General features: G+C 72.0%; 14 protein-coding genes. 7 read left to right on the top strand and 7 right to left on the bottom strand.

Going from position 1 to position 14,021, the window contains the following annotated elements:
• Nucleotides 1–30 precede the first annotated feature (30 nt).
• The 7 genes from argC (at nt 31) to AB0P24_RS01205 (ending at nt 6,451) form a co-directional block, all read left to right on the top strand.
• The gene (argC, locus tag AB0P24_RS01235) at nt 31–1,059 is read left to right on the top strand and encodes an N-acetyl-gamma-glutamyl-phosphate reductase (protein WP_365789765.1); all 1,029 of its coding nucleotides are present in this window, start codon (nt 31–33) and stop codon (nt 1,057–1,059) included.
• The gene (gene argJ, locus AB0P24_RS01230; RefSeq protein ID WP_365789764.1) at nt 1,056–2,207 is read left to right on the top strand and encodes a bifunctional glutamate N-acetyltransferase/amino-acid acetyltransferase ArgJ; all 1,152 of its coding nucleotides are present in this window, start codon (nt 1,056–1,058) and stop codon (nt 2,205–2,207) included. The genes argC and argJ overlap by 4 nt, the downstream gene beginning before the upstream one ends.
• Nucleotides 2,208–2,304: 97 nt before the next feature.
• Nucleotides 2,305–3,240 carry an acetylglutamate kinase gene (gene argB, locus AB0P24_RS01225; RefSeq protein WP_365789762.1) on the top strand — a complete coding sequence of 312 codons (936 nt, stop codon included), beginning with the start codon at nt 2,305–2,307 and terminating at the stop codon, nt 3,238–3,240.
• The gene (locus tag AB0P24_RS01220; protein ID WP_365789759.1) at nt 3,237–4,433 is read left to right on the top strand and encodes an acetylornithine transaminase; all 1,197 of its coding nucleotides are present in this window, start codon (nt 3,237–3,239) and stop codon (nt 4,431–4,433) included. Before argB ends, AB0P24_RS01220 begins: the two co-directional genes overlap by 4 nt.
• Nucleotides 4,434–4,440: 7 nt before the next feature.
• Nucleotides 4,441–4,986 (top strand): arginine repressor, encoded by a 546-nt coding sequence (locus AB0P24_RS01215; RefSeq protein ID WP_181804439.1) that lies wholly within the window; start codon nt 4,441–4,443, stop codon nt 4,984–4,986.
• A 132-nt stretch (nt 4,987–5,118) separates the two neighbouring features.
• A complete protein-coding gene (locus AB0P24_RS01210; RefSeq protein ID WP_365789756.1) occupies nt 5,119–5,706 on the top strand; it encodes a sigma-70 family RNA polymerase sigma factor in 588 nt (195 codons plus the stop codon).
• Nucleotides 5,696–6,451 (top strand): zf-HC2 domain-containing protein, encoded by a 756-nt coding sequence (locus tag AB0P24_RS01205; RefSeq protein WP_365789753.1) that lies wholly within the window; start codon nt 5,696–5,698, stop codon nt 6,449–6,451. Before AB0P24_RS01210 ends, AB0P24_RS01205 begins: the two co-directional genes overlap by 11 nt.
• A gap of 69 nt (nt 6,452–6,520) precedes the next feature.
• Here the strand turns inward: AB0P24_RS01205 and AB0P24_RS01200 are convergent, their stop codons facing one another.
• The 7 genes from AB0P24_RS01200 to AB0P24_RS01170 all read right to left on the bottom strand — a co-directional run bounded on the left by AB0P24_RS01200 (nt 6,521) and on the right by AB0P24_RS01170 (nt 13,958).
• On the bottom strand, nt 6,521–8,335 hold the full coding sequence (locus tag AB0P24_RS01200; protein WP_365789751.1) for an ABC transporter ATP-binding protein: 1,815 nt from the start codon (nt 8,333–8,335) through the stop codon (nt 6,521–6,523).
• 75 nt (nt 8,336–8,410) lie between these two features.
• A complete protein-coding gene (locus AB0P24_RS01195; RefSeq protein ID WP_365789749.1) occupies nt 8,411–8,587 on the bottom strand; it encodes a hypothetical protein in 177 nt (58 codons plus the stop codon).
• A 329-nt stretch (nt 8,588–8,916) separates the two neighbouring features.
• Nucleotides 8,917–9,720 (bottom strand): FAD:protein FMN transferase, encoded by an 804-nt coding sequence (locus AB0P24_RS01190; protein ID WP_365789747.1) that lies wholly within the window; start codon nt 9,718–9,720, stop codon nt 8,917–8,919.
• Nucleotides 9,713–10,573, bottom strand: a complete 861-nt coding sequence (locus tag AB0P24_RS01185; RefSeq protein ID WP_365789745.1) for an FMN-binding protein — start codon at nt 10,571–10,573, stop codon at nt 9,713–9,715. Before AB0P24_RS01185 ends, AB0P24_RS01190 begins: the two co-directional genes overlap by 8 nt.
• Nucleotides 10,574–10,619: 46 nt before the next feature.
• Nucleotides 10,620–12,002, bottom strand: coding sequence for a ferredoxin reductase family protein (locus AB0P24_RS01180; protein ID WP_365789743.1), 1,383 nt, complete (start codon nt 12,000–12,002; stop codon nt 10,620–10,622).
• A 59-nt stretch (nt 12,003–12,061) separates the two neighbouring features.
• Nucleotides 12,062–12,592 (bottom strand): FMN-binding protein, encoded by a 531-nt coding sequence (locus AB0P24_RS01175; RefSeq protein ID WP_365789741.1) that lies wholly within the window; start codon nt 12,590–12,592, stop codon nt 12,062–12,064.
• Nucleotides 12,593–12,602: 10 nt separating this feature from the next.
• Nucleotides 12,603–13,958 (bottom strand): ferric reductase-like transmembrane domain-containing protein, encoded by a 1,356-nt coding sequence (locus AB0P24_RS01170; protein ID WP_365789739.1) that lies wholly within the window; start codon nt 13,956–13,958, stop codon nt 12,603–12,605.
• Between the last annotated feature and the right edge of the window lie 63 nt (nt 13,959–14,021).

The following is a 14,021-nucleotide window of genomic DNA, read 5'->3' as shown; positions in this document are numbered from 1 at the left end:
TATAGTCATGCCATCTAGAGGAGGATGGACATGGCGGTACGTGCGGCGGTTGCCGGAGCGAGCGGATACGCGGGCGGAGAGCTCCTGCGCCTGCTCCTCGCCCACCCCGAGATCGAGATCGGCACCCTGACCGGCAACTCCAACGCGGGCCAGCGCCTGGGCGCGCTCCAGCCCCACCTGCTGCCGCTGGCCGACCGGGTGCTGGCGGAGACCACGCCCGAGGCCCTCGCCGGGCACGACGTCGTCTTCCTCGCCCTGCCCCACGGCCAGTCCGCGGCCGTCGCCGAGCAGCTCGGCCCGGACGTCCTCGTCGTCGACATGGGCGCCGACTTCCGTCTGCGGGACCCGGCCGACTGGGAGCGCTTCTACGGCTCCCCGCACGCCGGCACCTGGCCCTACGGCCTTCCCGAACTGCCGGGTGCCCGCGCCGCGCTGGAGGGGTCCAAGCGCATCGCGGTACCCGGTTGCTACCCCACCGCCGTCTCCCTCGCCCTGTACCCGGCCTACGCCGCCGGCCTCGCGGGGTCCGAGGCGGTGATCGTCGCCGCGTCCGGCACCTCCGGCGCCGGCAAGGCGCCCAAGCCGCACCTGCTGGGCAGCGAGGTGATGGGCTCCATGACGCCGTACGGGGTCGGCGGCGGCCACCGCCACACCCCCGAGATGATCCAGAACCTCAGCGCGGTGGCCGGGGAGCGGATCGCCGTCTCCTTCACGCCGACGCTCGCGCCGATGCCACGCGGGATCCTCGCCACCTGCACGGCAGGGGCCACGGCCGGAGTGACGGCCGAGTCCGTCCGCGCCGCCTACGAGAAGGCCTACGCCGACGAGCCCTTCGTCCACCTGCTCCCCGAGGGCCAGTGGCCCGCCACGGCGTCCGTCCACGGTTCCAACGCCGTTCAGGTGCAGGTCGCGTACGACGAGTCCGTGCACCGCATCATCGCGATCAGCGCCATCGACAACCTGACCAAGGGCACCGCGGGCGGTGCCGTCCAGAGCATGAACCTCGCCCTGGGACTCGACGAGACCACCGGACTGACCACGATCGGAGTTGCGCCGTGAGCGTGACGGCAGCGAAGGGATTCACGGCCGCGGGCATCGCCGCCGGGATCAAGGAGAGCGGCAACCCGGACCTGGCCCTCGTGGTCAACGACGGGCCGCGCCGCGCCGCCGCGGGCGTCTTCACCTCCAACCGCGTGAAAGCCGCGCCGGTCCTGTGGTCCGAGCAGGTCATGAAGAGCGGCCAGGTCTCGGTCGTCGTCCTCAACTCCGGCGGCGCCAACGCCTGTACCGGTCCCAAGGGCTTCCAGGACACCCACGCGACGGCCGAGAAGGCCGCCGAGGTGCTGGGGCGCGGCGCCATCGAGGTGGCCGTCTGCTCGACCGGTCTGATCGGCGTGCTCCTGCCCATGGACAAGCTTCTGCCCGGCATCGAGACCGCCGCCGCCCAGCTCTCCGAGCACGGCGGCGAGAAGGCCGCCATCGCCATCAAGACCACCGACACCGTGCACAAGACGTCCGTCGTGACGAAGGACGGCTGGACGGTCGGCGGCATGGCCAAGGGCGCCGGCATGCTCGCCCCCGGCCTCGCCACCATGCTGGTCGTCCTCACCACGGACGCGGCAGTCGAGAGCGAGTCCCTGGACAAGGCGCTGCGCGCCGCCACCCGGACGACCTTCGACCGGGTCGACTCCGACGGCTGCATGTCCACCAACGACACCGTGCTGCTGCTCGCCTCCGGTGCCTCCGGCGTCACCCCGGAGTACGCGGAGTTCGCCGAGGCGGTCCGCGCCGTCTGTGACGACCTCGGCCAGCAGCTGATCCGGGACGCCGAGGGCGCCAGCAAGGACATCAGGGTGGAGGTGGTCAACGCCGCCTCCGAGGACGACGCCGTCGAGGTGGGCCGCGCGATCGCCCGCAACAACCTCCTCAAGTGCGCCATCCACGGCGAGGACCCCAACTGGGGCCGCGTCCTCGCCGCCATCGGCACCACCAGGGCCGCCTTCGAGCCCGACCGGCTCAACGTCGCCATCAACGGCGTCTGGGTGTGCAAGAACGGCGGCGTCGGCGAGGACCGCGAGCGGGTGGACATGCGCTACCGCGAGGTCCACATCGTGGCGGACCTCGCGGCAGGCAACGAGTCCGCGACGATCTGGACCAACGACCTGACGGCCGACTACGTCCACGAGAACAGCGCCTACTCCTCCTGACGCGCCCGCTTGGCGAGTCCGGGACGAGCCTTACACCGCCTCCGCGGGCCAACACCGCCCGCCCGGCGGCTGATCCGAGATCTTTCGAAAGTCGGCTATGACGGTCAATCACTCAGAAGAGCGAAAGTCTTCGACGCGCAAGCACACAGCCTTGCCCAAGGCCCAGATCCTCATCGAGGCGCTGCCCTGGCTGGTCCGTCACAACGGCAGGACCGTCGTGATCAAGTTCGGCGGCAACGCCATGATCGACGAGGACCTGAAGGCCGCCTTCGCCCAGGACGTCGTCTTCCTGCACCACGCCGGCCTCAAGCCGGTCGTCGTGCACGGCGGCGGCCCGCAGATCAGCGCCGCCCTCGACCGGCACGGCATCGTCAGCGAGTTCAAGGCCGGGCTGCGGGTCACCACCGAGGACGCCATGGACGTCGTACGGATGGTGCTCGCCGGCCAGGTCCAGCGCGAGCTGGTCAACCTGCTCAACCAGCACGGCCCGCTGGCCGTCGGCCTGACCGGCGAGGACGCGCACACCATCACCGCGACCAAGCACCGGCCCGAGATCGACGGCGAACTCGTCGACATCGGGCGGGTCGGCGAGATCACCGCGATCGACACGGGCGCGATCGAGGCCCTGCTCGCCGACGGCCGGATCCCGGTCGTCTCCTCGATCGCCCGCTCCGAGGACGACGGACATGTCTACAACGTCAATGCTGATACGGCGGCTGCGGCACTCGCTGCTGCTCTGGGCGCCGAAACCCTCATGGTCCTCACCGACGTCGAAGGCCTCTACGAGGACTGGCCGAACTCCGACGAGGTGATCAGCCGCCTCACCGCTTCCCAACTGGAGAAGCTGCTGCCGGAGCTGAGCTCCGGCATGGTGCCGAAGATGGAGGGCTGTCTGCACGCCGTGCGCAACGGCGTCACCACCGCCCGCGTCATCGACGGCCGGGTCCAGCACTCGATCCTGCTGGAGATCTTCACCGACGAAGGCATCGGCACGATGGTCGTGCCCGACGAGCAACAGGGGGAGCAGCCGTGAGCAACCAGGAACTGACCGCGCGCTGGCAGGGCGCGCTCATGAACAACTACGGCACCCCGCGGCTGCCCCTCGTCCGCGGCGAGGGCGTCAAGGTCTGGGACACCGAGGGCCACGAGTACCTCGACTTCGTCGGCGGCATCGCCACCAACGCGCTCGGCCACGCCCACCCCGCGATCGTCGAAGCCGTCAGCAGCCAGATCGCGTCCCTCGGCCACATCTCCAACTTCTTCATGGCCGAGCCCACCGTCGCCCTCGCCGAGCGGCTGATCCAGCTCTTCGGGAGGGAGGGCAGGGTCTTCTTCTGCAACTCCGGTGCCGAGGCCAACGAGGCCGCCTTCAAGATCGGCCGGCTGACCGGGCGGACCCACATGGTCGCCACCGACGGCGGCTTCCACGGCCGGACCATGGGCGCCCTCGCGCTCACCGGACAGCCTGCCAAGCAGGACCCGTTCCGTCCGCTGCCCGCCGATGTCACGCACGTGCCCTACGGCGACGCGCAGGCGCTGGCCGCCGCCGTCACGGAGGACACCGCCCTGGTCGTCATCGAGCCGATCCAGGGCGAGAACGGCGTGGTCGTGCCCCCGGCCGGCTACCTCAAGGCGGCCCGCGCGATCACCGCAGCCACCGGCGCGCTGCTCGTCCTCGACGAGGTGCAGACCGGCGTCGGCCGCACCGGCACCTGGTTCGAGTACCAGGCCCACGAGGGCGTGCTGCCCGATGTCGTCACCCTCGCCAAGCAGCTCGGCGGCGGGCTGCCGCTCGGCGCGACCGTGGCCTTCGGCCGCGCCGCCGACCTGCTCAGGCCCGGCCACCACGGCACCACCTTCGGCGGCAACCCGGTCGCCTGCGCCGCCGGCCTCGCCGTCCTCGACACCATCGAGAACGAGGGGTTGCTGGAGAACGTCAAGCGGCAGAGCGAGAGGCTGCGGGACGGAATCGAGGGTCTGGGCCACGGGTTGATCGACTATGTCCGGGGCGCGGGTCTCCTCCTGGGTATCGTGCTCACCGAGCCGCTGGCAGCGCAGGTGCAGCAGGCGGCTCAGGAGGCCGGGTTCCTGGTGAACGTGCCCGCCCCGGACGTCGTACGGCTGATGCCGCCGCTGAACCTCCGCGACGCCGAGGCGGACGCGCTGCTCGGGGCCCTGCCCGGCATCCTCGACGCAGCGAGCGGGGACGGACGATCCGGAGAATGAGACGACGATGAGCCAGGCGCAGGAGTACGACCAGTCGGGCGGGGCGGGGCCCGCGGTGCCGCAGACCCGGACCGCCCGGCACCGCCGGATCGTGGACATCCTCAACCGGCAGCCGGTGCGCTCGCAGAGCCAGCTCGCGAAGCTGCTGTCCGACGACGGGCTCACGGTCACCCAGGCGACGCTCTCCCGGGACCTCGACGAGCTGAACGCGGTGAAGATCCGCAACACCGACGGCGAGCTGATCTACGCGGTGCCGAGCGAGGGCGGCTTCCGCACGCCCCGCGCCCCGCTGGGGGAGTCGGCGAAGGAGGAGCGGATGCGCCGCCTCTCCCAGGAACTCCTGATCTCGGCGGAGGCCTCGGCGAACCTGGTCGTCCTGCGCACCCCGCCCGGCGCGGCCCAGTTCCTCGCCTCGGCGATCGACCAGGCGGAGCTGCACGACATCCTGGGGACCATCGCCGGGGACGACACGCTGCTGCTCATCAGCCGTGAGCCGACCGGTGGCCAGGCCCTCGCGGACCACCTGCTGCGGCTCGCCCAGAACGGCCACTGACAGGGCCGGCGGGCGGCCCGCGACCCGCGTGCGGGGCCCGGCCCGGCGGCGGACAATGGCGGTGTGATCTTCCGCGGCGAGCGGTCAGGCGGGCGGGCAATCCCCTGGCGGCCGTCGAACGTATACAGAGGTGTGTCGGGATTCCGGTTCCCCGTCGGCCGCCTCCCGGACGAGGCTCTGCTGTCCGGGCTGGCCACCGGAGATCCGGAGCTTGCCGAGATCTTCGTACGGAGATTCCAGCACCGGGTCTTCGGGGTCGCCATGGCCGTCACCGGGGACCAGCAACTCGCCGAGGACGTCGCCCAGCAGACGTTCGAGCGCGCCTGGCGGCATGCCCAGATCTACGACTCGCGCCGCGGCTCGGTCGGGACCTGGCTGACGACCATCGCGCACAACCTGGCCGTCGACGCCGTCCGCGCCCGGCGGACGGAACCGATGGCACCCGAGGACCTCGCCCCCCTCCTCGACGCCGTCACCGAGACCCCCGAGCGGTGGGCGCTGGCCGACGAGGCCTCCACCCAGCTCCGGGCCGCCCTGGCCCGGCTGCCCCGGGAACAGGCCCGGGCCCTGATGATGGCCGGCGTCTACGGCATGACGGCCCAGCAGATCGCCGACGTGGAGCGGATCCCGCTGGGCACGGCCAAGACGCGGATCAGAGCGGCGATGGCGAAGCTCCGCACCGCGCTCGCGTCCCCGAAGGGAGGCGGCCATGTCCGGTGACGCCTACTGCGAGAAGCTGCGCGCAGCCGGCGCCGAACTGGCGCTGGGCGTGCTGCCCGGCCGCGAGCGGGCCGAGGCGGTCGCCCACCTGGACGGGTGCGCGGACTGCCGGGAGTACGTACGCCAACTCACCATGATCGGCGACCGGTTGATCGGCCTGCTGCCGGAGAGGGAGCCACCGCCCGGCTTCGGGGCCCGGGTGGCGCGCAGCCTGGCCGAGCAGGCGGCGGGGCCTCAGGCGGCCCGGCCCGCCCGTGCCGCCCAGGGCCGGCGCAGCCGTGTCCGGCGCGTCCGGCTGCGGCTCGCGGCGGCGGCCGCCACCCTCGCCGTCGCGGTCGGCTTCGCCGGCTGGGCGGTCGGCAGCGCCGTCGAGGGGGCCGTCACCGCCTCCTCGTCGCCGGCCGTCGAGTCCGAGCCCGTACTGGTCGGGGACATGATCCCGGCCGGCGGCGGGCAGTCCGTCGGCGAGGTCTACGCCCACCCCGGCAGCCCCGCCTGGATCTTCGTCTCCGTCGCCCTCGGCGGCACCCTCCACAACGGCAGGGCCACCTGCCTCCTCGCCCGCGCCGACGGCACGACCACGCGGCTCGGCGACTTCCCCGTGCGCGACGGACACGGCAACTGGGGCGTGGCGGTCCCCGTCGACCTCACCAAGTACTCCGCCGCCCGCCTCACCTCCGCGGACGGCACCGTCCTCGCCACCGCCCAGTTCCAGAAGGGCAAGGTGGAGGCCCCGCAGGTGTGACCCACGGGCCGCGGCGCCCGTTCCTGTCCCCGTTCCTGTCCCCGTCTCTGTCCCTGTTCGACGGGGGGATCAGGACAGCACCGCTCCCGAGCTGAGCCGGTGCAGCCGGGCGTACGGTCCCTCGTGCCCGAGCAGATCCGCGTGCGCGCCGTCCTCGACCACCCGGCCGTGGTCGAGCACCACGATCCGGGTGGCGTCCCGGACGGTCAGCATCTGGTGCGAGATGACCACGGTGGTCCGCCCGGCCATGAGCCGGCGCAACGGCTCCATGATCCGGCGCGCCGAGCCGGCGTCGAGCCCGGCGGTCGGCTCGTCCAGGAGGAGCACCGGCGCGTCCCGGATCATCGCCCGGGCGATCGCCAGCCGCTGGCACTGCCCACCGGAGAGCGTCCGGCCGCGCTGCCCGACGAGGGTGTCATAGCCGTCCGGCAGCCGCTCGACGAACTCATGGGCGTCCGCGGCCCGCGCCGCCGCGACGATCTCCGCCTCGGTGGCCGTCGGCCGGCCGTAGGCGATGTTGTCCCGCACCGTGCCATGGAAGACGAGCGTCTCCTGCAGCACCACCGCGACGTTCTCCCGGACGTCGGACAGGCTGAGCTCGCGCAGATCGGTCCCGTCGAGACGGACCGCGCCCCGGTCGGGGTCGTAGAACCGCAACTGAAGCTTCGCGACCGTGGACTTGCCCGCCCCGCTCGCCCCGACCAGCGCCAGCGTCTGGCCGGGAGCCACCCGGAACGACACGTCCGACAGCGCCCAGGCCGTCGTACCGGGGTAGCGGAACCACACCCCGTCGAACTCCACCGCACCCCGCGCCCGGCGGATCCGCCGCGCCCCGGCCGCCTCGGTCACCTGGGGCCGCTCGTCGAGCAGCTCGATGATCCGTTCCGCGGCGGCCGAGGCCGAGTAGAAGGTGGTGCCGAGCCCGGACAGCCCGTGGACCGGGCTGTACAGCTTGCCGATCAGCGCCAGGAAGACCAGCAGGCCGCCGAGCGTGAGCTGGCCCTGGGCCAGCTTCCAGGTGCCCAGGGCCAGCACCGCGAGGCCGCCGGTCACCTCCACGAACTCGACCGCGGGCTCGTACACGGCGTGGATCCGCGCCGAGGCCATCGCCGCCCGGAACCTGCCGACGTTCTCCCGCTCGAACCGGTGCGCCTCCCATGCCTGCCGGTTGTAGGCCTGTACGAGTACGACGTTGCCCAGCGTCTCCTCGGCGATCGCGCCGAGCGCCCCGCCGCGCCGCCTGCGCTCCCGGGAGGCGTCCTTGATCAGCCGCGAGAAGTGCCGGGCCGCGCCCCAGAACAGCGGTACGACGACCAGGGCGAGCAGGGTGAGGTCCCAGCGGAGGTAGAACAGCAGACCGAGGAACACGCCCAGCCGGATCACGTAGTACAGGGCGTCCGCGACGCCGGAGAGCAGGAACGCCTCCACCGCGTCGACGTCGCCCGTGACCCTGGACAGCACGTCCCCGAGCCGCCGGCGTTCGAAGAAGTTGAGCGAGAGCCCCTGGACGTGCCGGAACACCTCGGAGCGCAGCGTGAGCAGGAAGCGTTCGCCGACCCAGGTGGACGTCACCTCGTCGGCGAAGCCGAGGGCGCCGGAGCAGAGGACGAGGCCGAGGTAGGCGGGGGCGATCCACAGAAAGGGCCGCAGTTCCCGCGCGACCAGCACGTCGTCGACGACGAGCTTGAAGAGCCAGAGCTCCGCGGCGTCGACCGCCGGGGCGGTCAGGCTCAGCAGGACGAGCGGCACGAGCCAGCGGCGGCCGCCTCGGGTGTACGGCCAGAACCGCCGGAAGACCTCGCGCAGCGGGACCGGGGGAGCGGCCGCGACGACGGTGTCTGAGGGGTCGCCGGCCGACAGCAGACGCCGCAGCACATGCGCCATGAGGGGTTCCTCGGAAACGACCGTCCGGACGGGCCGGCCGCCTCGGCCGCCGGCCCGCTCAGCCTTCGGATGTGGTCAGTAGCGGTCGTGGTTGTCCCGGTCGCCGTGGTCGTGCCGGTGACCGTGACCGTGGCGGTCGTCGTTGCGGTCGTGACCGTGACCGTGGCGGTCGCCGTGGTCGTGACCGTGGTCGGACGAGTGGTGGTCGTGGTCCCGATGCCTGAACGGCATCAGGTGGCTGAAGACGGCCATGGTGTTCCTCCCGAAACTTGCTTCACAGGGGGTACGGCCGGGGAGGGAGTTCGGATGGCGTTTTACGGGAGGAATCCGAAAAACTTCGCGTAAGTGTCCTGGTGGTTGTCCGGCTGCGGGTGGGTGGGGGCTGGTCGCGCAGTTCCCCGCGCCCCTAAAGGGGCGCTGTAGTCGGCGCTTCTCCCCAGCCGCGGACATCCAACCGCATCCAGCCGCGGGCCGTCGTGCCTCCCCCCGTGCATTAAAGGCCTGAGAGGTGCCCCCAGGGCGGCACGGGTGGGCGCGGGCGGCACCCGGCTAGTGCCGGTGAGCGTCCCCCGCCTCCCACCTCAGCCCAGACGCGCGGCCAGCCCCCCGGTGCACCGCACCTCGTCCCCCGCGGTGATCAGCAGCCCCTCCACGTCGGGCAGCGACTCCAGCCACGCCAACCCGGCCCGCGACCCCATCGCGAACGCCGCCGTGGCCCAGCAGTCCACCCACGTCAGCCGCGGCCCGACCACCGTCACCGCCACCAGATCCGTCACCGCCGACTTCCCGGTCCGCGGATCGACGATATGGGCGCCCCGCTCCGCCGTCCCCGACGTCGCGACCGCCAGTTCGTCGACCCCCGCCGCCGAGATCACCGCCGCCAGCCCACCCGGCCGCAGCGGATCGGCGATCCCCACCCGCCAGGCGCGCGCCGGCTCGGGCGCGCCGAACATCTGGACGTCACCGCCGCCGTTCACGCTCACCCCGCTCACCCCGGCCACCCGCCGGAGCGAGAGCGCCGCCCGCTCGACGGACCAGCCCTTGACGATCCCGGTGGGATCGAGCCGCCCCCGGTAGCGCGTGCTGAACCAGCCGTCGCTCACCCGTTCCGCCTCGGCCGCCAGCTCCAGCACCTCGGCCACCTCGGGATCGCACTCGGCGACGCCGATCTCCTCCCGCGCCAGCCGGGACACCTGGCTGTCCTCGCGGTAGGTGCTGAACACCTCGTCGACCCGGTGCAGCGCGGCGACCGCCTCGTCGAGGGCCGCCCGCACGGCGGCCGGATCCTCGCCGCGGACGTCGAAGGAGAAGACGGTTCCCATGACCTCTTCCGCATGACGTACCGCGGCGGGAGCCTGCGCGGACTCCGCCACCGCCTCAGCCACCGGCCTGGTCCAGCGCCGACTGGAGGGACTGCTTGTAGCCGGTGCTGGTGTAGGTGGCCCCGGAGACGGAGTCGATGGTGGCGTTGCCGGCCGCCACCGCCTCCTGGTTGAGCTTCGGGATGGAGAGCGCCGTCTTCTGGTCGCTGAGGCCGCCGCTGGGCGCCTGTACCGCCTCCGCCTTGGTGATCTTCCCGCCGGAGACGGTGATCCGGACCTGGACCGGCCCGTACTGGGTCTGCGCGACCTGCCCGGTCACCGTCTTGGCCTGCGCCTGCGCGGACCCCGACGACGAGGACGAGCCCGACGACGAGTTCGAAGAAGAAGATCCCGACGAAGAAGAGCCCGAAGAAGAACCGGACGAAGAACCGGACGAAGAACCGGACGAAGAAGACGCGCTCGCCTTCTTCAGCTTGTCCAGCGCCGACTGGAGGGACTGCTTGTAGCCGGTGCTCGTGTACGTCGCCCCGGAGACCGAGTCGATGTTCGCGCTCTGCGCCGCAACCGTCTCCTTGTTGAGCTGCGGCACCGACAGCGCGGTCTTCTGGTCGCTGGTGCCGCCCTTGGGCGCCTGGATCGCCTGGGCCTGGGTGATCTTCCCGCCCGCGACGGTCAGCCGGACCTGGACGACCCCGTACTGCGTCTGGGTCGCGTCCCCGTCCACCGTGGTGGCGCCGGCGGTCCCGGTGCCGCCCTGCGGCGACGCCTGCCCGGCCGCCGCGGCCGACGGTGCCGCGCCGGCCGCCGACGCGGACGTCGGGTCCGACGACGGCTTCAGCGACAGCAGCAGCACGACACCGGACACGGTCGCCGCGGTGGCCAGCACCACACGCCTGATGGGGTGAGTCTTCCTCATCGTTCCCGAACTCCCGATTCCCTGGATTCCCGTGTGGTCCCGTCGCTCACATCTCGAACGACTCGTGATGGATGCGGCGGGCGGGCACCCCCGCGCCGCGCAGTGCTTCGTACACGCCCTGGGCGAACCCGGGCGGGCCGCACATGAAGACGTCGTGGTCGTCGATGTCCGGGATCTTCCGCTGGAGGTTCTCCGCGGAGATGTCCGGCCGCTCGCCCTCCGGGCTGTTGACCGCGTACATCAGCCGGGCCCCGCGCTCCTTGGCGATCTTGGACAGCTCGTCCCACAGGGCGAGGTCCTGGGTGGTGTTGGCCCGGTAGAGCAGGGTCAGGTCGCCGGCGGCGCCGGGCAGTGTCTCGAACAGCGCCCGCATGGGCGTGATCCCGACGCCGCCCGCCACCAGCAGGACCTTGCCGCGGCTGCGCCGGGACGCGGTCATCGCCCCGTACGGCCCTTCGGCCCACACCCTGGTCCCGGGCCGTAGTTCGCGCAGCCGCGCGCTGTGGTCGCCGATCGCCTTGACGGTGATCCGCAGCATGTCGGGGCGAGGCGCCGCCGACAGCGAGTAGGGGTGCGAGCTGAACCGCATCCCGGGCGCCATGAACCGCCAGCGGAAGAACTGGCCGGCCTCCGCGCCCATCCGGTGCAGCTTGCGCCCGCCGATCAGCACCGACACGATGCCCGGCGTCTCCTCGATGACCGCCTCGACCCGCATCCGGTGCCGCAGGTTGAGCCGGATCGGGGTGAGGATCCGGTACCAGATCACCAGCGCGGTGACCGCGCCGTACAGCCCGTACCAGAACGTCTTGGCCATCGGGGTGAGGGCGAAGTCGTTGCCGGTGGTGATCTGGTGCCAGAAGGTCAGGAACACCGCCGCGTACGTGAGCAGGTGCACGTGGTACCAGGTGTCGTACGGCATCCTGCGCCGCACCGGGCCGATCGAGGTCAGGCCGATGACGACGAACAGGCCGGTCCCGATGGCGGCCTTGCCCATGTCGGGGAGCTGGTTCACGGAGTCGACGGTCTGCTGGACGATGTCGTTCAGCGTCTTGCCGGCCTGAAGCGCGTAACCCCACATGATGAGGAAGACGTGCGCGAAGACCAGGCAGAGCGTGTAGCGGCCGCTCATCGCGTGCCAGCGGGCGACGCGGTCGGAGCCGACCCGCCGCTCCAGCGCGGGCACCCGGGCCATCTGGAGCACCACGAGAGCCATCAGATAGCCGGCCAGCAGGCCGGTGATCCGGCCCGCGTTGAGGATCTTGCCGTTCTGGTCGGCGATGGACGGTGTGTTGTGCCACCACAGCCACAGCACGGCCGCCGCGCCCGCCCATACGGCGAGCAGCAGCGGAACTGCCGGGGAGCGGCGCGGGCGGATGCGGCGCATCGTCTGTCGGCGGGCGGCACGTCCGCCTGCGAGCGTGGTGGTCACGGTTCCTCCGTAGGGAATTGACCCTTGGCCCACAGATACGTGCCGTACTGCCCGAGTGTTCAGAGCCCCGCGGAGTCCAGTGCCGACTGGAGTGACTGCTGGTACCCCCCGCTGGTGTAGGTGGCCCCGGAGACCGTGTCGATGCTCGCGCTCTGTGCCGCCAGCGCCTCGCTGCGCAGCTGCGGGAGGGCGTAGTCGTTGATCTGCTGGTCCCGCGGGTTGTCCGACGGGTACTGCACCGCCGTGACGTCGGTGATCTTGCCGTTCTTGATGGTCACCTTCACCTGCACGGGGCCCCAGCGGGTCTGGACGGTGTTCCCGGTGACGGTCTTGGTGCCGGTGCTGCTGCTCCCGGACTTGCTGGACCCGCTGGACTTGCTGGACCCGCTGGACGAGCTGGAGCTGCCGGAGCCGCTGCTCGCGCCCGGCGAGGCGCTGGAACTGACCGACGGGGCGGGGGCCGCCGAACCGGTGATCACCGTCGGGGCGGTGTGCGGCTTCAGCGCCAGCAGCATCACTATCCCGGAGACGGTCGCGGCGCTCGCCAGCATGACGCGGCGCAGGGGACGGTTCTTGTTCAGTGCGTGCACGGCAGCGGCCTCACAGTTCGAAGGACTCGTGGTGGATACGGCGGTCGGGCACCCCGGCGGCGCGAAGCGCCCCGTACAGCTCCTGGGCGAAGCCGTGCGGACCGCAGATGAACACGTCGTAGCCGGCGAGGCCCGGGAACGTCGCCCGCAGCGACTCCGCGGTCAGGGCGGGGCGCTCGCCCCGCGGCCCGTTGAGCGCGTACAGCACCTGGGCCCCGCGCCAGCGCGCGATCGCCTCCAGTTCGCTGCCCAGCGCCAGGTCCTCGGCGGTCCGTGCCCGGTAGAGCAGCGTGACGTCGCCGGGCAGGGTCTCGAAGAGCGCCCGCAGCGGGGTGACGCCGACGCCGGCCGCGATCAGCAGGGTCCGGTGGCTGCTCGCCCGGTCCGCGGTGAGGGCGCCGTACGGGCCCTCGGCCCACACCCGGGTGCCCGGGCGCAGCAGCGCCACCGCCGTGCTGTGGTCGCCGAGCGCCTTGACCGTGATGCGCAGCAGGTCGCCGCGCGGCGGCGCCGACAGGGAGTACGGAGTCGACGTCCGGCCCATGCCGTCGCCGCCGAAGAACCGCCAGCGGAAGAACTGCCCGGCCTGCGCGCCCAGTTCTTCGATCCGCCGGCCCTGGACGACGACCGAGTACACGCCGGGCGCCTCCTTCTGCACCGAGTGCACCCGCAGCCGGTGCCGCAGGTTGAGCCGCACGGGCGCCAGGATCCGGAACCACAGCACCAGCGCGGCGACCCCCAGGTACAGCGCGTACCAGAAGGCGGTGGCGACCGGCTTGCCGTTGAAGTCGTTGCCCAGCGTCAGCTGGTGGAAGAAGGCGAGGAAGACGGCCGCGTAGGTGAGCAGGTGGACGTAGTACCAGAACTCGTAGCTGGTACGGCGGCGTGCCGCGCGCATCGAGGTGATGCCGACGGCGAAGAGGATCACCGTGCCGGCGGTCGCCTTGAGCATGTCGGGGTAGTCCAGGACCACGGTCAGCGTCTCGTGCACGATCGAGGCGCGGTCCTGGGCCGCGTACCCCGTCAGGATCAGCACGATGTGGGCGACCAGCAGGCACACCGTGTACCGGCCGGCCATCGCGTGCCAGCGGGCGACCCGGTCCGAGCCGACCCGCACCTCCAGCAGCGGCACCCGGGCCATCAGGCCGACGAGCACCGCGCAGGAGTATCCGCACAGCAGGCCGGCGATCCGCCCGGCCCCGGTCAGCCAGCCCGCCGAACCCACGACGGAGCCGGTGTCCGACCACCACAGCAGGACCACGGCCGCCGCGCCGGCCCACAGCAGGGCGAGCACGGCACGCGCGGGGGAGCGGCGCGTGGCCACGGGCACGGCACGTGCCGTGCTCCGTTCGTCCACGGTCGTCATGAGTCGTGTCCTTTCTCCGGTCAGGCCGCCACTGTGCCGCCCGAACTTCTGAGCACCTTCTGA

Source organism: Streptomyces sp. NPDC086519, from assembly GCF_040686075.1.
In the GTDB taxonomy this organism is placed as follows: Bacteria; Actinomycetota; Actinomycetes; order Streptomycetales; family Streptomycetaceae; genus Streptomyces; species Streptomyces shenzhenensis.
This window is presented reverse-complemented; position numbering and strand designations above follow the sequence as displayed.